At 75.5% G+C, this 15,651-nt stretch carries 24 protein-coding genes; 10 read left to right on the forward strand and 14 right to left on the reverse strand.

Annotated elements, in window-relative coordinates:
• Positions 1-25 precede the first annotated feature (25 nt).
• Positions 26-445: a hypothetical protein gene (locus tag AC1UE5_RS19600; protein WP_482926662.1), complete on the forward strand. Its 420-nt coding sequence runs from the start codon at positions 26-28 to the stop codon at positions 443-445.
• On the opposite strand, the gene AC1UE5_RS19605 is transcribed toward AC1UE5_RS19600, so the two are convergent.
• From AC1UE5_RS19605 to AC1UE5_RS19620, 4 genes are read right to left on the reverse strand one after another with little or no spacing between them, the layout of a single operon-like run.
• On the reverse strand, positions 442-795 hold the full coding sequence (locus tag AC1UE5_RS19605; RefSeq protein WP_482926664.1) for a DUF1707 SHOCT-like domain-containing protein: 354 nt from the start codon (positions 793-795) through the stop codon (positions 442-444). The two genes, AC1UE5_RS19600 and AC1UE5_RS19605, sit on opposite strands and share 4 nt — an antisense overlap.
• Entirely contained in the window at positions 782-1,123 is a 342-nt protein-coding gene (locus tag AC1UE5_RS19610; RefSeq protein ID WP_482926665.1) for a YbjQ family protein, read from the reverse strand. The genes AC1UE5_RS19605 and AC1UE5_RS19610 overlap by 14 nt, the downstream gene beginning before the upstream one ends.
• A 10-nt stretch (positions 1,124-1,133) precedes the next feature.
• Positions 1,134-1,535 (reverse strand): YchJ family protein, encoded by a 402-nt coding sequence (locus tag AC1UE5_RS19615; RefSeq protein WP_482927047.1) that lies wholly within the window; start codon positions 1,533-1,535, stop codon positions 1,134-1,136.
• 5 nt (positions 1,536-1,540) lie between these two features.
• Positions 1,541-2,119 carry a TetR/AcrR family transcriptional regulator gene (locus AC1UE5_RS19620; RefSeq protein ID WP_482926667.1) on the reverse strand — a complete coding sequence of 193 codons (579 nt, stop codon included), beginning with the start codon at positions 2,117-2,119 and terminating at the stop codon, positions 1,541-1,543.
• Between the two features lie 60 nt (positions 2,120-2,179).
• On the opposite strand from AC1UE5_RS19620, the gene AC1UE5_RS19625 reads away from it, so the two are divergent.
• The 5 genes from AC1UE5_RS19625 to AC1UE5_RS19645 all read left to right on the forward strand — a co-directional run bounded on the left by AC1UE5_RS19625 (position 2,180) and on the right by AC1UE5_RS19645 (position 5,830).
• Positions 2,180-2,935: an oxidoreductase gene (locus AC1UE5_RS19625; RefSeq protein WP_482926669.1), complete on the forward strand. Its 756-nt coding sequence runs from the start codon at positions 2,180-2,182 to the stop codon at positions 2,933-2,935.
• Between the two features lie 141 nt (positions 2,936-3,076).
• Positions 3,077-3,469 (forward strand): hypothetical protein, encoded by a 393-nt coding sequence (locus tag AC1UE5_RS19630; RefSeq protein WP_482926671.1) that lies wholly within the window; start codon positions 3,077-3,079, stop codon positions 3,467-3,469.
• A 53-nt stretch (positions 3,470-3,522) separates the two neighbouring features.
• Positions 3,523-3,915 (forward strand): hypothetical protein, encoded by a 393-nt coding sequence (locus tag AC1UE5_RS19635; protein WP_482926673.1) that lies wholly within the window; start codon positions 3,523-3,525, stop codon positions 3,913-3,915.
• A complete protein-coding gene (locus AC1UE5_RS19640; protein WP_482926675.1) occupies positions 3,912-4,556 on the forward strand; it encodes a DNRLRE domain-containing protein in 645 nt (214 codons plus the stop codon). The genes AC1UE5_RS19635 and AC1UE5_RS19640 overlap by 4 nt, the downstream gene beginning before the upstream one ends.
• A complete protein-coding gene (locus AC1UE5_RS19645) occupies positions 4,556-5,830 on the forward strand; it encodes a signal peptidase I (RefSeq protein ID WP_482926676.1) in 1,275 nt (424 codons plus the stop codon). Before AC1UE5_RS19640 ends, AC1UE5_RS19645 begins: the two co-directional genes overlap by 1 nt.
• Before the next feature lie 13 nt (positions 5,831-5,843).
• Here AC1UE5_RS19645 and AC1UE5_RS19650 read toward each other — a convergent pair whose 3' ends face one another.
• A complete protein-coding gene (locus AC1UE5_RS19650) occupies positions 5,844-6,386 on the reverse strand; it encodes a CGNR zinc finger domain-containing protein (RefSeq protein ID WP_482926678.1) in 543 nt (180 codons plus the stop codon).
• A 47-nt stretch (positions 6,387-6,433) separates the two neighbouring features.
• On the opposite strand from AC1UE5_RS19650, the gene AC1UE5_RS19655 reads away from it, so the two are divergent.
• Positions 6,434-7,420, forward strand: coding sequence for an EamA family transporter (locus tag AC1UE5_RS19655; protein WP_482926680.1), 987 nt, complete (start codon positions 6,434-6,436; stop codon positions 7,418-7,420).
• Here the strand turns inward: AC1UE5_RS19655 and yczE are convergent.
• Genes yczE through AC1UE5_RS19675 form a run of 4 tightly spaced genes read right to left on the reverse strand, consistent with a single transcriptional unit; the run spans position 7,417 to position 9,291 of the window.
• On the reverse strand, positions 7,417-8,058 hold the full coding sequence (gene yczE / locus AC1UE5_RS19660; protein ID WP_482926682.1) for a membrane protein YczE: 642 nt from the start codon (positions 8,056-8,058) through the stop codon (positions 7,417-7,419). The genes AC1UE5_RS19655 and yczE overlap by 4 nt on opposite strands.
• A 12-nt stretch (positions 8,059-8,070) precedes the next feature.
• Positions 8,071-8,406, reverse strand: a complete 336-nt coding sequence (locus AC1UE5_RS19665) for a hypothetical protein (RefSeq protein ID WP_482926684.1) — start codon at positions 8,404-8,406, stop codon at positions 8,071-8,073.
• Positions 8,407-8,419: 13 nt separating this feature from the next.
• A complete protein-coding gene (locus AC1UE5_RS19670; protein WP_482926686.1) occupies positions 8,420-8,842 on the reverse strand; it encodes a hypothetical protein in 423 nt (140 codons plus the stop codon).
• 8 nt (positions 8,843-8,850) lie between these two features.
• On the reverse strand, positions 8,851-9,291 hold the full coding sequence (locus AC1UE5_RS19675; RefSeq protein ID WP_482926688.1) for a VOC family protein: 441 nt from the start codon (positions 9,289-9,291) through the stop codon (positions 8,851-8,853).
• Between the two features lie 87 nt (positions 9,292-9,378).
• Between AC1UE5_RS19675 and AC1UE5_RS19680 the strand changes: the two genes are divergently transcribed.
• Positions 9,379-9,672, forward strand: coding sequence for a glutathione S-transferase N-terminal domain-containing protein (locus tag AC1UE5_RS19680; RefSeq protein ID WP_482926690.1), 294 nt, complete (start codon positions 9,379-9,381; stop codon positions 9,670-9,672).
• A 7-nt stretch (positions 9,673-9,679) separates the two neighbouring features.
• Here the strand turns inward: AC1UE5_RS19680 and AC1UE5_RS19685 are convergent, their stop codons facing one another.
• Positions 9,680-10,261, reverse strand: coding sequence for a M15 family metallopeptidase (locus AC1UE5_RS19685; RefSeq protein WP_482926692.1), 582 nt, complete (start codon positions 10,259-10,261; stop codon positions 9,680-9,682).
• 88 nt (positions 10,262-10,349) lie between these two features.
• Between AC1UE5_RS19685 and vanR-Sc the strand changes: the two genes are divergently transcribed.
• Positions 10,350-11,012 carry a VanSc-type vancomycin resistance response regulator transcription factor VanR gene (gene vanR-Sc, locus AC1UE5_RS19690; RefSeq protein WP_482926694.1) on the forward strand — a complete coding sequence of 221 codons (663 nt, stop codon included), beginning with the start codon at positions 10,350-10,352 and terminating at the stop codon, positions 11,010-11,012.
• A 41-nt stretch (positions 11,013-11,053) separates the two neighbouring features.
• A complete protein-coding gene (locus AC1UE5_RS19695) occupies positions 11,054-12,091 on the forward strand; it encodes a sensor histidine kinase (RefSeq protein ID WP_482927049.1) in 1,038 nt (345 codons plus the stop codon).
• On the opposite strand, the gene AC1UE5_RS19700 is transcribed toward AC1UE5_RS19695, so the two are convergent.
• The 4 genes from AC1UE5_RS19700 to AC1UE5_RS19715 are packed head-to-tail and all read right to left on the reverse strand — an operon-like array spanning position 12,066 to position 15,566.
• The gene (locus tag AC1UE5_RS19700) at positions 12,066-13,268 is read right to left on the reverse strand and encodes an ABC transporter permease (protein ID WP_482926696.1); all 1,203 of its coding nucleotides are present in this window, start codon (positions 13,266-13,268) and stop codon (positions 12,066-12,068) included. The two genes, AC1UE5_RS19695 and AC1UE5_RS19700, sit on opposite strands and share 26 nt — an antisense overlap.
• Complete coding sequence (locus AC1UE5_RS19705; RefSeq protein ID WP_482926698.1) at positions 13,259-13,942, reverse strand: ABC transporter ATP-binding protein; 684 nt, start codon at positions 13,940-13,942, stop codon at positions 13,259-13,261. Before AC1UE5_RS19705 ends, AC1UE5_RS19700 begins: the two co-directional genes overlap by 10 nt.
• Positions 13,939-15,027, reverse strand: coding sequence for a peptidoglycan-binding protein (locus AC1UE5_RS19710; RefSeq protein WP_482926700.1), 1,089 nt, complete (start codon positions 15,025-15,027; stop codon positions 13,939-13,941). Before AC1UE5_RS19710 ends, AC1UE5_RS19705 begins: the two co-directional genes overlap by 4 nt.
• Positions 15,024-15,566: a hypothetical protein gene (locus tag AC1UE5_RS19715; protein ID WP_482926702.1), complete on the reverse strand. Its 543-nt coding sequence runs from the start codon at positions 15,564-15,566 to the stop codon at positions 15,024-15,026. Before AC1UE5_RS19715 ends, AC1UE5_RS19710 begins: the two co-directional genes overlap by 4 nt.
• Between the last annotated feature and the right edge of the window lie 85 nt (positions 15,567-15,651).

Consider the following 15,651-nt stretch of genomic DNA (forward strand, 5'->3'; position numbering starts at 1 on the left):
GCCGGCGTGAGCTGGTGGCCTAGGCATGAGCATGTCCCGCAGGCCGATCACCCGGGCAGCGCTCGTCGCGAGCGTCGTGTCCGGCGCGCCGTCGACCGCGTACGCGCTGGTGACCGGGCGCGACCTGCTCGAAGCGACGCAGGCGGCCGGCGCGATGGTCGCGCCGCGCGCGAGGCGTTCCGTGCAGATCGCGGCCGCGGCGCCGGTCCATCTGGCGTTGTCGTTCGGGTGGACGGCCGTGATCGCGCGGGTCGTGCCGGCGGGGCGGTCACGCGGTGTGCGGCTCGCGGCCGGGATGGCGGCCGGCGCCGCGATCGCCGCGCTCGACCTCGGGCTGATCGGGCGGCGGATCCCGCCGATCCGGGCGCTGCCGCTGGCGCCACAGGTCGCCGACCACCTCGCGTTCGGCGCGGCAGTCGCCGCGGCGCTGCCGCCCGGTCGCTAGCCCTCGGCCACGTAGTGCCGCGTGCCGTCGGCGGGGTCGATCCACACCCGGATCACGCGGCTCGTCGTCGGGTCGAGGAAGCGCTCGGGCGTCGGCCGCCAGCCGGGCTTTGCCTCCTCCCGCTCGCCGTGGCCCCGACGGCGCAGGAGCCGTCGGCGCTTCGGCGGCGCGCCGCCGAGCTCCCTGCCCGGGAGCGGCGGCAAGCCGTCGACCGCCTCCCCCGGGTCCGCGTCCGCGTCGTACACCGCCGCCACCCGCGCCTCGAGCTCGGCCGCGTCGAGGTGGCCGGCGACGTAGTGGCGGCCGAGCTCCTCCGCCAGCCGCTCGCGGTCGGCGTCAGTCGGCGGCATCGACGACGACGGCCGTGCCGTAGGCGAGGACCTCGGTGAGGCCCGAGCCGACCTCGGACGAGTCGAACCGGCACGCGATCAGCGCGTTCGCCCCGAGGAGCTGCGCGTTGGCGATCATCCGGTCGACCGCGTGGCGGCGCGCGTCCTCGAGCACCTCGGTGTACTCGGGCACCTCACCCTGGCGGAGCGACCGCAGCCCACCGGTGACGCCCTTCGCGAAGCCGACGCTGCGCACCACGAGGCCGAAGCAGAGCCCGAGGTTCTCGCGCACGACCATGCCGGGCAGGTCGTTCGCGGTCGTGGTGATGATCTCGAAGCGCTCGGGCACGGCGCCCAGCCTAGGCCGCGGCGACGTAGGACCACTGCCCGCCCTCGCGGAGGAAGACGCTGTTCTCGTGCTGGCTTCCGATCCGGCCGCTCGTTGTCTCGACGTAGTGCGCGACGAACTCGACCGTCCCCGTCCGGTCGTCCTCCCGTCCGGCGGTGGTCGCGAGGATCTCGAGGCTCGTCCACGTCAGGTCGTGATCGAGATCGAGCGTGGTCGGGCGCGTCGACGGATGCCACGTCAGCAGGAGGTACGCGGCGTCGCCGACGGCGAACGCGCTGTAGCGCGAGCGCATCAGCCGCTCGGCGGTGGGCGGGGTGACCAGCCCGGTCGCACGACCGCGGTGGAGCGGCTCGCAGCACCCCGCGTAGGGCTCCCCGGAGCCGCACGGGCACCGGCCGCGCATCGGCACCATGGGGCTCACGACGGGCGCGGCAGTCCGTCGATCGCCGCGTCGGCCGCCCGCACGAGCGCCGCCTCGGGCATCCCTCCGTGGCCGAGCGACTCCAAGCCGCGCGCCACGGCGAGCAGCATCCCGCCGAGCGCCTCGGGGTCCGCCGCCGGGTCGACGTCCCCCTGCTCCTGCGCCCGCGCGACGGCCGCCGCGTAGAGCTGCGCCAGCGAGCGGAACGCATCCTCGACGCGCTCCCCCACCTCCGCGTCGACGCCCGCGAGCTCGGCGGTCGAGCTCGCGAGCAGGCAGCTCGGGCCGGCGGCCGGGGAGCGCACGCCCGCGAGTAGATGCTGGCGCAGCGCGTCGATCGCCCGCGGGCGGTGGAGCGCCTCCCCCACGCCGTCGACGCGGCGCCGCGCGTAGTCGTCCAGCGCCCGCAGGTACAGCCCGTGCTTGTCCCCGAACGCCGCGTACAGGCTCCCCTTGCCGAGGCCGGTCGCCTCCATCAGGTCCTGCAGCGACGTGCCGGCGTAGCCGTGGGTGCGGAACGTCCGCTGCGCCGCGTCGAGCACGGCTGCCTCGTCGAACTCGCGTGGACGCGCCATGCCGCACAGCATATCCACGTTCTGTACCCCGCGGTCCAGAACGTCGCTATTGTGGACCGTATGGTCAAGAACAACGACTTCACCGGCCGTCGCGTCCTCGTCACCGGCGGCTCGCGCGGCATCGGGGCGGCGATCGCGGAGCGCCTGGCGGCAAGCGGCGCGCAGGTCTTCGCCACCGCCCGCACCGCCCCGCCGTCGACGCCCGACGGCGTCGCGTTCGTCGAGGGCGACGTCTCCACGCTCGACGGCGTCCAGGCGATCGCGGACGCGGCGCTCGAGCACCTCGGCGGCGTCGACGTCCTCGTCAACAACGCCGGGGCGACGGGGACCTCCCCGGGCGGATCGCTGGAGCTCACGCCGGCCGACTGGCAGCACGTCCTCGACGTGAACCTCCTCGCCGCCGTGCGCCTCAACGCGGCGCTGCTCCCGCAGATGCTCGAGCGCGGCTCCGGCGTCATCGTGCACATCTCCTCCAGCGCGGCGTACCTGACGCCCGCGCCGACGCTCCACTACGCGGCCGCCAAGGCCGCGCTCACCGCCTACTCCAAGGGGCTCGCCACCGAGCTCGCGCGGCAGGGCGTCCGGGTGAACACGGTCACCCCTGGCGGCGTGACGACGCCCGGCGCCAACGCCGTGCGGGACGGCATCGCCGCGGCGTTCGGCGTGTCGCCGGACGACCTGACGGCGCACGTCCCGCTCGGCGTGGGTGCCCCGATCGACATCGCCGAGGCCGTGGCGTTCCTCGCGTCCGACCGGGCGCGGTGGATCACCGGTGCGGACCTCGTGGTCGACGGCGGGGAGAAGCCGACCCCCTGACGCCGGGGCGCCACGTCCGGAGCGTGAGCGCGCCGAGTGCGGTTCGTGACCTGCGCTACTTGCGGGATTATGCCGACAACCAGTGCATCGACCGGCTGTCGAACGGAATCGACCACGACCCGGGAACTCAAGGAAGAGACGATGCGCAAGCTCACGATCAAGACCCTCGGCGGGCTCACCGCCTTCGGCGCCGTCATGGCGATGGCGACCACCCTCGGCGGCCTGACGCCGGACACGCTCGGCGCGCAGAACGCGCCGGTCGTCGCGTGCGACGCCGACGGCGTCGCGACCTCCTACACCTCCAACTGGGATGCGACCGACGAGCGGTACGAGGTGTCCACCGTCAACGTCAACGGGATCGCCGACACCTGCGACGGCCTGACCGTGAAGGTCACCGTCACCGACAACACCGGCGCGTCGCTCAGCGAGGGCACGCTCCTCATCCCGACCAACGCCACGGTCGACCACCCGGTCGCGCTCGCCGCCGGCGTCTCGACCGAGGCGGTCACGAACGTCCACGTGACGATCGCCTAGCCGTCCCGCGCGCGGGGCCTCCACCCCGCCCGCGCGACCGGCTGCCGCACCCGATGCTCCGCCGCACTCCCATCGCGCTCGCCCTGGGCACCACCGCCCTCGTCGTCCCCGCCGCCGCCACCATGCTCGGCGGGGACAGCGGGCGCCTGCTCGCGGTCGGGCAGGTCGGCGTCCAGGAGTGCGACGACGCGCAGACGGTCCGCTACACCACCGACGGCGGGCAGATCACGGCCGTCACCGTCGGAGGGATCGCGGACCCCGCGTGCTCGGGAGAGCGGCTGTCGGTGACGCTCACCGCCGCGAGCGCCGCGGTCGCCCACGGCGGGCCGGTGACGGTCCCGTCGGACGCCGACGCGGACGACGACGAGGTCACGGTGAACGTCACCGCCGGGGCGCGCGCGACGCAGGTCGACCGCGCCGACGTGCTGATCGAGGACGACCGGTGATCCGCACCGTCCTCGCCGCGCTCCTCCTCGTGACCGTCGCGAGCACGGGCGTCGTGGTGGGCGCCGGGTTCCCGGTCGCCGCCGACGACCTGACGCTCGTCCGCGTCCCGGGCGCCGTGCCCGAGCGCAGCTGCGCGATCGCGCCGGTCGCGGACACCTACGTCGACGAGGAGTGGCCCGAGACCGTGTTCGGCGCCGAGCCGTTCCTCGCGGTCGCGTCGGGCCCCGCGGACCGGCGGGCGCTGGTGCGGTTCGACATCGGCTCGTGCGGCATCCCCGCGGGCGCCGAGCTGCTGTCCGCCCGGCTGCGGATGGCGCTCACCGACCCGCCCGCGCAGGCCCGCACGTGGCGGGCGCAGCGCGTCACGAGCGTCTGGCACGAGGCCGACGCCACCTGGGCGACCGCTCCGACCGTCGCTCCGGCCGCCACGGACACCGCGCCGGCGTCCGCCGCCGGCACGCTCGAGTGGAACGTCCTCGCGGACGTCGCCCTGGTCGTCGCCGGCAGCGCGATCGACCGCGGGTGGCGGATCGCGGACACGGACGAGGCCCTACCGCTGCGGGACGGCGGCGCCCTGGCGTCCCGCGAGGCCGCAACGGCCGCGGCGCGCCCGTCGCTCTCGATCCGGTGGTTCGACTGATGAAGGGGCGCATCGCGCGGCTCGTCATCGTCGCCCTGCTGGTCGTCGGCTGGATGTTCACCCTGCGGCCCGCGACCCTCGGCGGCCCGCTGAGCGTCGTCGTGGTGTCGGGCAACAGCATGCTCCCGGACCTCACGCCGGGCGAGCTGGTGCTCGCGTACCGCCGCGAGTCCTACGACGTCGGCGACGTGGTCGTCTACCAGATCCCCAAGGGCGAGCTGGGCGCCGGCACGCGCGTGATCCACCGCGTGGTCGGCGGCTCGGCGCGCGAGGGGTTCCTCACGCGCGGCGACAACCGGCGGACGAACGACAGCTGGCGCCCGCGCCCGAGCGAGATCGAGGGCCTGAAGTTCGCGGCCGTCCCCGGCGCCGGGAAGGTGATGATGCGCCTGTCGTCGCCCACGTCCATCGCGGCGCTCGCCGCGCTCATGGTGTTCGTGTCGGTCGACGGCGTGCGGGTGCCGCGGCGACGGCGTCGGGGGAGCGCGACGGTCGTGGTGCGCGGCGGTGGGCCGGTCGTGGCGATGTGGCCGCCGGTGGCGCCGGTGGCGGTCGCCCCGGTCGTGCCGCCCGTGGTCGCGGTCGCCACGCTGCCGACGTCGCCGCTGCTGCCCGTGGTCGCCGTGCGGCCGGTCGCCGCGGTCGCGCCCCCGGTGGCGGCCACACCCGAACCGGTCCTGGCCGCGGTGTGCGGCGCCCTGGACCTGGCCGAGGCGCGCGCGCGGCTGCCGCTCCCGGCGTCCGCGCCCGCTCCTGCTCCCGCTCCCGCACGCGACGAGGCCCACGGCCCGGCCCCGCTGCCGCTGCCGCCGGTGGGTCCTCGCCGCCGCCGCGCGTCGGGCGGTCTGGTCGGTGCCGCGCGCGGCCTGCTGCGCGGCGCGCGCGCCTCACGTGCGGCGCGCCCGCCGGTGACCGTCCGCACGACCCCGCCGCAGCAGCCCACGCCCGTGGCACCCGCGTCCGCGCCGGTGGCACCCGCGCCCGCGCGGCCGCCCGCGCCGTCGCCGGTCCCGTTCCCCCGGCCTGCGCTCGCGCTCATGCCCGGCCCGGCGCCCGCCCTCGCCCTCATGCCAGGTCCGGCGCCCCGGCCGGCCCTCATGCCCGGTCCCGCGCCTGCGCTCGCCCTCATGCCCGGCCCGGCGCCTGCCCGTGCTGCCGCGTGTCCGGTCGGCGTGCGCCGTCGGCGCCGCGGTCCCAGGCCGCTCAGGCTGATCGCGGTTGCGGGAGGCGTCGTCGGCGGCGTCCTCGCCTCGCGCGCCGCCCACGCGCGCTGAGCCGGGCTCCGCGTCAGCCCGCCGTGCCGCGCTGACGCGAGCGGTAGGCCGCGACCGCGTTGCGGTTCGCGCACGCGGTGCTGCAGAAGCGGCGCGAGCGGTTGCGCGAGAGGTCGAGCACAAGCCCCACGCAGCCGTCGTCCGCGCAGATCGACAGGCGCGAGAGCTCGTCCGCGCGGATCACGTCGACCATCGCCATCGCGGTCTCGACGGCGACCCGCCGGTCGAGCGGCGCGTCCGGCGGCACCGCGTGGATGTGCCAGTCGAGGTCGTCGTGGCGGGTGAGCTGCGGGAGTGCCTGCGCCTCGGCGAGGATCGCGTTGACGAGCGCGGCCGCGCGGTCGCGGTCGGCGGTGAGCAGCTCGCGTAGCACCGGGCGCAGCGCGCGCAGCGCGTCGAGCTCCGCCCGGTCGCCGTCGCGCCGCCCCGTGTAGCCGTTGCGCGCGTACCAGGCGTCGACCTGCGCGACCGTCATCAGCGTGTCGGGCTCCTCCGCGCTGTTCACCAGCTCGACGGCGGCCCGCAGCGACGCCCCGGTGTCATCGGTGAACAGCACGTTGACAGATTACAGAACGCCGCCTAGTGTCATTGGCCATCGCCGCCGTGACCCATGACATCGACGTGCGCGCCGGGCTGCCGCTCGCGCTCGTCTCGGCCACCTCGTTCGCGCTCTCCGGCTCGCTCGCGCGCGGCCTGATCGACCAGGGCTGGAGCCCGGGCGCCGTCGTGCTCGCACGCGTCGCGATCGCCGCGCTCGTCCTCGCGCCCTTCGCGGCGCGGGCGCTGCGCGGACGCGCCGAACTGCTCCGGCGCAACCTGCGCTTCATCGCGGTCTACGGCGCGGTGCCCGTAGCCGGGACGCAGTTCGCCTACTTCTCCGCGGTCGCGGCGATGGACGTCGGGCCCGCGCTCCTCATCGAGTACACCGCGCCGGCCGCGATCGTCGTCTGGCTGTGGCTGCGCCACGGCGAGCGGCCGAGCCCGTTGACGCTGGCCGGCGCGGGCGTCGCCGCGCTGGGGCTCGTGCTCGTCCTCGACCTCGTCTCAGGCGCCGACCTGGCGCTCGAGGGCGTCCTGTGGGCGCTCGCCGCGATGGCCGGCGCCGCGGTCTACTTCGTCCTGTCGGCCGACACGAGCACCGGGCTGCCGCCGCTCGCCCTGGCCGGCGGCGGGCTCGCGTTCGGCGCGCTCGGCCTCGGGCTGCTCGGGCTCCTCGACGTGCTCTCGCTGCGCGCGACGACCGGCTCCCCGGTCTACGCCGGCCACGCCGTCCCGTGGTGGCTGCCGTTCGTCGGGCTCGGCGTGGTCACGGCCGCCGTCGCGTACTCGACGGGGATCGCCGCGAGCCGGCGGCTGGGCTCGCGGCTGGCCTCGTTCGTGGCGCTGCTCGAGGTCGTCGCGGCGGTGCTCTTCGCGTGGCTGCTGCTCGACCAGCTCCCGGGCGCCCTGCAGCTCGCGGGCGGCGTGCTGATCGTCGCGGGCGTCGTGCTCGTCAAGCTCGGGGAGCCGGCCGGCCCTGCGCCGCAGCCGGACCCGCCCGCAGCAGCGGTGGCGCGGCCGGCCGCGGAGCCCACGCGGGCGGCCGGCTAGAGGTCGCTGGTGCGCTGGACGCCCGCGAGCCGCAGCGCGCGGGCCACCGCGGGGCCGATCAGCAGCGCGAACGCGACGGTGCCGGCGCCGAACGTGCCGCCGAGCACGACGCCGACGACCAGCGCCGAGATCTCGATCGCGCCCCGGACGGCCGCGACGGGACGGCCCGTGCGCCGGTGCAGGCCGGTCATCAGCCCATCGCGCGGGCCCGGGCCCAGCGCCATCTTCAGGTACACCGCGCTGCCGAGCGCGACGATCGCGATGCCCACCGCGACCTCGGCCCAGCGCACGGCCGTCGGCGTCGCGTCCGCGCTCGGGAGGACGAGCAGCGTCACGTCGATCGCGACCCCCACGACGAGCGCGTTGGCGACGGTCCCCAGCCCCGGGCGCTGCCGGAGCGGGATCCACAGCAGCAGCACGACGGCGCTGGTCACGACGGTCGCGGCGCCGACCGAGAGTGGCGTCTGACGGGAGACGCCCTCGGCGAACACGGTCCACGGCGAGTTCCCGAGGCCCGACGCGACGAGCAGCGCCTCGCCGGCGCCGAACACCCACAACCCCACGAGCAGCGTCGCCAGCCGCCGCGGCGACGCGCGCCAGCGCGACAGCGGAGCTGCGGGCGTCGCGACGGCGGTCATCCGCGACCGAGGCTACGACGGCGGGCGGCGCATCCGGCCCTGCTCGTCGATCGGCCCGCGCGACTCGCTGAGGAGCCGGGCGGCGCCCTCCTCCCCGGCGTGGCCGACGAGCCAGCGGCGCAGCGCCTCGAACGCCGCGGCCCCGCGCAGGCGCATGTCGGCGTCGTGGTGGCGATCGGCCGTGAGGCCGGCGCCGAGCATGAGCGCGGCGACGATCTCCGGCTCGCTGCGGTCGTCCCCCCGCTCGCGGGCCGTCGCGATCATCCGCGTGATGTCGACCCGCGCGATGTCCTCCGGCCCGGGCTCAGGCCGCTCGTAGCGCCGGCGGCCGAAGATGCGACCGAACATGCTCACCGTGCCGCTAGTCCTCGGAGCGGTTGCGCAGGTGGCGCTTGGGGTCGAGCGGGCGGCGGCGCTGCTCGATCGCGGCGACGATCGCCGGCGGGTCGGGGAGGCGCAGGAGGACGACGACGCGGGAGCTCTCGTGGTCGAACGCGATCTCCAGCCCGTTCTCCCTGGCCGCGAGGTCGAGCGAGCGGGCGTCGCCGCTGTCCCACGTCACGTCGACGAGCGGCTCGCGCATCACGTGCAGGACGAGGCGCTGCTGCGTCAGCGCGAACGCCGCCAGCGCGCGGCCCTTCGGCACGCCGGCGGCGCGCAGGTTCTCGCCGCTCACCGAGGCCTGGACGGGCTCGGCGAGGAGCACCACCCGCTCGCGCTGCAGCTCCTCCCGCAGGTCCGCGGGGAACCGTCCCTTGGCGAGCAGCCGATCGAGCAGACCCATGCGCGGCCTCAGCTCAGCTGCTGGGCGAGGCCGACGATGAACCCCTCGGGCGCCCGCACGAAGCACATCCGGTAGAGGTCCTCGTACTGCGCCATCTCGCCGACGAGCTCGGCGCCGTGGCGGCTGCGCAGCCGCTCGACCACGTCGTCGACGTCGTCCACGCCGAACATGATGCGGCGGATGCCGAGCGCGTTCGACGGCGTGTCCTGCGGCTCGGCGCGGATCGCGGACGGCGTGACGAACCGCGACAGCTCGACCTGCCCGCTGCCGTCCGGGGTGCGCATCATCGCGATGTCGGCGCGCACGCCGTCGAGGCCGACGCACTGGTCCGCCCACGTCCCCTCGACCTGCGTCTCGCCGACCAGCTCCATCCCCAGCTCGGCGAAGAAGGCCTTGGCGGCGTCGAGGTCCTCGACGTTGATGAGCACGTTGTCCATCCGCAGCGCCATGGCGCCGCAGCATAAGGGGCGCTCACCGGCGCGCGCGAGAGGCGGCGGTGCGGAGGACAGGCGACAGCTGCGATGCTCCGGCGCGCGATGAAGCTCTACGTCTGCTGGGGAACCTGGAAGCGGCCGGGGATGGGCCCGGGCGGCACGCACTTCTGCGGCACCGCGTACCACGCGCTGCGCGAGGCCGGGCACACGCCGGAGGTGACGAGGACGTACGGGCTCGGGGTGCTCGGCTCGCGCCTCAACCCGACCCGCAAGGAGGTCGAGCGGCTGACCGGGAACGTGTTCGTCCCGACGCTCGTGCTCGACGACGGGACGGTCGTCGACGGCTCCGAGGAGATCGCCGCCTGGGCACGCGGGAACCCCGCCACGCCGGCCTGAGCGGGCGTCAGCGCTGCATCCGCGGGTCGTGCGTCGGGTCGGCGTAGAGCGGCGGGCAGCCGCCGGTGCGCAGCTCGAAGTGCCACGGCTCGTTGGCGTAGATCTGGCACAGCCCGTAGGCCGCGCCGTGCGCGGCCACCCACGCCGCGCCCGCGGTCGGGCCGATGTCGACCGCGTCCCCCGACACGTGCGGCGACGTGTCCGGCGTCGCGACCCAGCGGGCGGCCTCGGCGGCCGACCCGTACTTGACGACCGCCTCGTCGAGCAGCCGTTGCTGGTGCTCGGGGGAGCGCCAGCCGCTGTTGACGACGAGCTCCACCCCGTCCGCCGCGGCCGCTTCCATGGCCTGCCGCAGCGCGTCGCGCAGGTCGGGGTCCAGGTTCGCGATCGACGGCGGCGCGGACGGCGCGTCGGGTGCGGGCGTCTCCGTCGGCGTCTCCGTCGGCGCCTCGGCGGGCGTGGTCTCCGTCCGGGGCACGGAGGAGAACGAGGGCGTCGGCGACTCGCGCAGGAGCGTGCCGAGCAGCGCCGCGTTGGCGGCGACCAGCATGGCGAGGAGGATCGTTCGGAAGCGGCGGCGGGAGGTCACGCCGCGCAGTCAAGACCGCGCAGCGTTGCCAGCGCGTATGCGGCTTTCGATACGCCCGCGATATGCGCCGCCCCTAGCATCACGGGGCATGCGCGTGCTGCTCGTTGAGGACGAGCCCTACATGGCCGACGCGATCCGCGACGGCCTGCGCCTGGAGGCGATCGCCGCCGACATCGCGGGCGACGGCGACACCGCGCTCGAGCTGCTCAGCGTCAACGCGTACGACATCGCGGTGCTGGACCGCGACATCCCCGGCCCGTCCGGCGACGAGATCGCCCGGCGCATCGTCGCGTCCGGCAGCGGCATGCCGATCCTCATGCTCACGGCGGCAGACCGGCTCGACGACAAGGCCTCGGGCTTCGAGCTGGGCGCCGACGACTACCTCACCAAGCCGTTCGCGCTGCAGGAGCTCGTGCTCCGCCTCCGGGCGCTGGACCGCCGGCGCGCGCACAGCCGTCCGCCCGTGCGCGAGCTCGCCGGCCTGCGCGTCGACCCGTTCCGCCGCGAGGTCTACCGCGACGGCCGCTACGTCGCGCTGACCCGCAAGCAGTTCGCGGTCCTGGAGGTCCTCGTCGCGGCGGAGGGCGGCGTCGTCAGCGCCGAGGAGCTGCTGGAGCGCGCGTGGGACGAGAACGCGGACCCGTTCACCAACGCGGTGCGCATCACGGTGTCCGGCCTGCGCAAGCGGCTCGGCGAGCCGCAGATCATCGCCACCGTGCCCGGTGTCGGCTACCGCATCGACACGCCGTGAGCGCCCGCCTGAAGCTGACGCTCAGCTACGTCGGCTTCCTCATGGTCGCCGGCGTCCTGGTCCTCGCCGTGGTGTGGGTCTCGCTCCTGCGCTACATCCCCGACCACGTCATCTTCGGGCTGCCCGGCATCCCGCCGATCCGCTCCGACCCGCTCAACGGCTTCAGCGTCCCGTTCGCGATCGTGCTCGCCCTGTTGCTCGTTCTCGGGCTCGCCGGCGGGTGGATCCTCGCGGGCCGGATGCTCTCGCCGCTGACGCGGATCACCGACGCCACGCGCGCCGCGGCGGCCGGCTCGCTCTCCCACCGGATCGAGCTGCACGACCGCCACGACGAGTTCCGCGAGCTCGCCGACGCGTTCGACATGATGCTCGCGCGGCTGGAGGCGCAGGTCGCCGAGCAGCAGCGCTTCGCCGCCAACGCCTCCCACGAGCTGCGCACGCCGCTCGCGGTCACCCAGACGCTGCTCGACGTCGCTCGCCGCGATCCGGGCCGCGACAACGGCGAGCTCGTCGAGCGCCTGCACACCGTCAACGCCCGCGCGATCGACCTCACCGAGGCGCTGCTGCTGCTCAGCCGCGCCGACCGGCGCTCGTTCTCGCGCGAGCACGTCGACCTCTCGCTGCTGGCCGAGGAGGCGACCGAGACCCTCCTCCCCCTCGCCGAGCAGCGCGGCGTCACGATCGAGACCGCCGGCGACGTGTCGCCCACGCTCGGCTCGCACGCGCTGCTCCTTCAGGCGAGCACGAACCTCGTGCACAACGCGATCGTCCACAACCTGCCGGCTGACGGCACGGTGTGGGTCACGACCGGCGCCAAAGACGGCAGCGTCGCGCTCACCGTCGAGAACACCGGCGACGCGCTGAGCCCGCAGCTCGTCTCGACGCTGAGCGAGCCGTTCGTGCGTGGGGCCGAGCGGCTGCGCAGCGACCACACCGGGGTCGGGCTCGGGCTGGCGATCGTCAAGAGCATCACCGAGGCGCACGACGGGAGCCTGACGCTCGTCCCGCGCCCCGGCGGCGGGCTCAGCGTCACCGTCCGGCTGCCGGCCGCGGTCACGCCGTCCGCAGCGCCACGGTAGGCGGCATCCGCGACGCGCGGACGGCCGGCGCGAGCCCGGCGACGGCGCCGATCAGCAGCGCCGACGCGATGCCGCCCACCCACGCCTCGGCCGGGATCACGACCTGCCAGCCCTTCGCGGCGGCGTACACGGCGGTCGCCACGCCCCCGGCCAGGACGCCGACCACGCCGCCGATGACCGCCAGGAGGATCGACTCGCCGAGGAACTGCGCGCGGATCTGCCCGGCCGTCGCGCCGAGCGCGCGGCGCAGGCCGATCTCCGACCGCCGCTCCAGCACCGAGATGACCATGATGTTCGCGACGCCGACCGCGCCGACGATCAACGCGACGACCCCGAGGCCGAGGAAGAGGCTGTCGAACGCGCCCGCCGCCGCGGCGCGTGCCGTGAGCACGTCGGACGGCTGGCTGACGGCGACCTCGTTGGGCGCCTCCGGGTTGGCCGTCCGTGCCAGCAGCGCCTGCACCGCGGCCTCGTGGCCGGTCGCCGTGCGGACGTAGACGGAGGTCGGCGGCCCGGTCCGGCGGGCGCCGCCGACGACGCCCGCGTAGCCGAGGTAGCGCTCGGCGGCCGCGTAGCCGATCAGCGCGCTGTCGTCGACGTCCGGCACGAGCGGCGAGGGCTGCAGGATGCCCGCGACCGTGAACCACCGGCCGCCCAGCCAGATGCGCTGGCCGGGATGGACGAGGCCGATGCCCAGCCGCTGGGCGGCGCGCGCGCCGAGCACGGCCACCGGTTCGCGGGCCGTGGCGGGGTTGAGCCACGCGCCGCGCGCGACGCCAGTCGTGAGCACGGACGGCAGGTTGAGGCTCGTCGCCCGCACCTCCAGCCCGCCGCTGCTCTCCGCCGGGACCATCGCGCTGCGGTAGACGTGCGCGTCCTCCAGCAGGCCGGTGTGCGCGAGCAGCTCGACGTCGGCCAGGTGGGTGATGCGCGCGGGCGCCTCGTCGGGCAGCTGGGCCTTGTCGCCGGTGAGGCGCTGCCCGGGCTCGACGGTCAGCAGGTTCGTGCCCAGCCGATCGATCTCCGCGAGGAGGCCGGCCTGCGACGACGCGGAGAGCCCGAGCACGGCCACGATCGCGGCCGTCCCGATCGCGATGCCGAGCGCCGACAGCGCCGCCCGCAGCGGCCGGGCGCGCAGGCCGACGCTCACCACGCGCAGCGCGTCGCTCAGCCGCATCCCGCCACCACCTTCCCGTCCAGGACGCGGATCTGGCGCGGGAGCCGGTCGGCGAGCGCCGCGTCGTGCGTGATCATCACGATCGTCGCGCCCTCCGCGTGCAGCTCCCGGATGAGCGCCACGATCGACGCGCCGGTGGCGCTGTCGAGGTTGCCGGTCGGCTCGTCGGCGAGCACGATCGCCGGGCGCCCGACGAGCGCGCGAGCGATGGCGACCCGCTGCCGCTCGCCGCCCGACAGCTTGGTCGGCCGGAACGTCGCGCGGGCGGCGAGGCCGACCCGCTCCAGCGCCTCGTCGGCGAGCCGGAAGCGCTCGGCCGCGGGGACGCCCGCGTAGAGCAGCCCGTCGGCGACGTTCTCGCGCACGGTCGCGTGCTCGGCCAGGAAGAACTGCTGGAAGACGAACCCGATCTCCCGGGCGCGCAGCCGCGACAGCTCGCGGTCGCTGAGCCGCGCGACGTCGACGCCGTCGACGCGGACGACGCCGCTGCTCGGCCGCTCCAGCGTCCCCATGACGTGCAGGAGCGTCGACTTGCCCGAGCCGGACGGGCCGACGATCGCGACGAGCTCGCCGCTGCGGACGGTGAAGGAGACCCCGCGGAGCGCGGGCACGGGCGGCTGCTCGCCGTAGACCTTGGTCACGTCGGCCAGCTCGAGGACCGGTTCGGCGCTCACGGCGTCGGCACCACGACGCGGTCGCCCTCGGCGACCTGGCCCTCGACCTGGACGCGGCCGGCCGCGGTGTCGAAGAGGCCGAGGTCGACCGCGACCAGCTCCCGCCGCCCGCCCGCGCGCACGACCTCCACCGCGTAGCCGCCGCCGGCCTTGCCGACGAGCGCGGTGACCGGCACGCTGAGCGCGTCCTTGACGCCCTCGGTCGTGATCTCGACCTGCACCGGCGCGGCGTCGAGCCCGCGTGCCTGCCGGGGCCGGTCGAGCCGGACGTACGCCGGGATGGTCGCCTGCGTGGCGGCGGGGTCGTCCTCGTCGGTCCGCACGGCGCTGCCTAGCCGCTCTACCCGTCCGGTGGCCGGCCGGCTGCCGGGCAGGGTGATGCGCGCGCGGTCGCCCTTGCGGACCTGGTCCTGCTGCGAGGGGCTGAGCGCGACCTGGACCTGGAGCGTGGTCGTCGTGGCCTGCAGGACCGGAGCGCCCGCGTGCGCGGGGCCGCCGAGCCTGCCGCCGACCTTCGCGACCCGCACCGCACGCGGCAGGACGACGACGTCGCCGCGGTCGAGCGTGCCGGCATCGTCGTCGTCGAAGCCGCGGTCGTCCTGGAGCCGCGTGAGCGCCTCGCGCGTCTGCCACGTGAAGTCGTCGTCGCGCCGGTCGACGTCGTAGCCGAGCGCGTCGAGCGTGCGGTTGAGCTGCCGGACGTCGCGGCCCCGGTCGCCCTGCTCGAGGGCGCGGTAGGCGGGCACGGTGCCGCACAGCAGGAGGACCGGCTCATCGTCGACGCGGTAGAGCACGTCGCCGCAGCCGACCTCCTCGCCGGGGCGCGGCAGGTCGGTGTAGGTGCCGCTCGCCTGGTTGATCGCCACGTACGGCGTGCCGTCGGGGCTCGCCCGGTAGGTGAGCGTCCCGTCCTCCGAGACCATCGACGCGAGTGGCCCGCGCTCCACCGTCGCCATGGTCGCGCCCGGCTGCTCCTCGGCCTGGGCGGCGGGCTCGCCGCTCGACGTCGCGGCGGTGACGGCCGCCGCGCTGGCGCCCGCGACCACCACGGCGGCACCGGCCAGCGCCCATCGCGCGCGGCTCACCGGTCTCCCAGATCGCCGGTGTAGACGTCGCGGCACTTCTGCGCGGCGGCGTCGAAGCCGGGGATGTCGCGCGCGCCGCGGCCCTGCGCGGACGGGATACGGCGAGTGTCGATGAGCGGCCCGTTCTTCTCGGGGTCGGGGAAGTCCTCGACGCCGTTCTCGCGCATGCACTGGGCGAACAGCAGCGCGCTGTCCTGCTCGTCGGCGCTCCGCTCGCGCCCCGTGAAGCCGGCCGGCTGCAGCTCCTTGCACGCCTCCAGCGCGGCGTCCCACGCCGGGCTGTCGGTGTCGAGCCCCGTGCCGTTGGCGACGCCGTCCGCCGTCAGCTCGCCGGACGCGTCGGGGTCGGGGAACCCGGTCACGCCCTCGTCGCGCATGCACTGGGAGAAGCGGACCGCCTTGACGCGGTCGCTGGTCGTGGCGGTGCCGGCGGCGGTGCTGTCGTTGCTCGCCTTCGGCTCCGAGTCGTTGGAGCACCCGACGGCGACCAGGGAGACGAGGATCAGCGCGGCGAGCGGCCGTCGTGTTCTGCGGATCATGCCGCGCAGTCAAGGCGGCGGGCCGTTGCCAGCGCGTATCGGCTTCTCGATACGCCCGCGATATACACGCGAAGGGCGGGATCCC

Source organism: Parviterribacter multiflagellatus, assembly GCF_056863265.1.

What these genes read in the sequence shown, in the direction of transcription:
- AC1UE5_RS19600 (WP_482926662.1), top strand. Translation starts at nt 26, where the DNA reads ATGAGCATGTCCCGCAGGCCGATCACCCGGGCAGCGCTCGTCGCGAGC.
- AC1UE5_RS19605 (WP_482926664.1), bottom strand. Translation starts at nt 795, where the DNA reads ATGCCGCCGACTGACGCCGACCGCGAGCGGCTGGCGGAGGAGCTCGGC.
- AC1UE5_RS19615 (WP_482927047.1), bottom strand. Translation starts at nt 1,535, where the DNA reads ATGGTGCCGATGCGCGGCCGGTGCCCGTGCGGCTCCGGGGAGCCCTAC.
- AC1UE5_RS19620 (WP_482926667.1), bottom strand. Translation starts at nt 2,119, where the DNA reads ATGGCGCGTCCACGCGAGTTCGACGAGGCAGCCGTGCTCGACGCGGCG.
- AC1UE5_RS19625 (WP_482926669.1), top strand. Translation starts at nt 2,180, where the DNA reads ATGGTCAAGAACAACGACTTCACCGGCCGTCGCGTCCTCGTCACCGGC.
- AC1UE5_RS19630 (WP_482926671.1), top strand. Translation starts at nt 3,077, where the DNA reads ATGCGCAAGCTCACGATCAAGACCCTCGGCGGGCTCACCGCCTTCGGC.
- AC1UE5_RS19635 (WP_482926673.1), top strand. Translation starts at nt 3,523, where the DNA reads ATGCTCCGCCGCACTCCCATCGCGCTCGCCCTGGGCACCACCGCCCTC.
- AC1UE5_RS19645 (WP_482926676.1), top strand. Translation starts at nt 4,556, where the DNA reads ATGAAGGGGCGCATCGCGCGGCTCGTCATCGTCGCCCTGCTGGTCGTC.
- yczE (WP_482926682.1), bottom strand. Translation starts at nt 8,058, where the DNA reads ATGACCGCCGTCGCGACGCCCGCAGCTCCGCTGTCGCGCTGGCGCGCG.
- AC1UE5_RS19665 (WP_482926684.1), bottom strand. Translation starts at nt 8,406, where the DNA reads ATGTTCGGTCGCATCTTCGGCCGCCGGCGCTACGAGCGGCCTGAGCCC.
- AC1UE5_RS19670 (WP_482926686.1), bottom strand. Translation starts at nt 8,842, where the DNA reads ATGGGTCTGCTCGATCGGCTGCTCGCCAAGGGACGGTTCCCCGCGGAC.
- AC1UE5_RS19675 (WP_482926688.1), bottom strand. Translation starts at nt 9,291, where the DNA reads ATGGCGCTGCGGATGGACAACGTGCTCATCAACGTCGAGGACCTCGAC.
- AC1UE5_RS19680 (WP_482926690.1), top strand. Translation starts at nt 9,379, where the DNA reads ATGAAGCTCTACGTCTGCTGGGGAACCTGGAAGCGGCCGGGGATGGGC.
- vanR-Sc (WP_482926694.1), top strand. Translation starts at nt 10,350, where the DNA reads ATGCGCGTGCTGCTCGTTGAGGACGAGCCCTACATGGCCGACGCGATC.
- AC1UE5_RS19695 (WP_482927049.1), top strand. Translation starts at nt 11,054, where the DNA reads ATGGTCGCCGGCGTCCTGGTCCTCGCCGTGGTGTGGGTCTCGCTCCTG.
- AC1UE5_RS19700 (WP_482926696.1), bottom strand. Translation starts at nt 13,268, where the DNA reads ATGCGGCTGAGCGACGCGCTGCGCGTGGTGAGCGTCGGCCTGCGCGCC.
- AC1UE5_RS19715 (WP_482926702.1), bottom strand. Translation starts at nt 15,566, where the DNA reads ATGATCCGCAGAACACGACGGCCGCTCGCCGCGCTGATCCTCGTCTCC.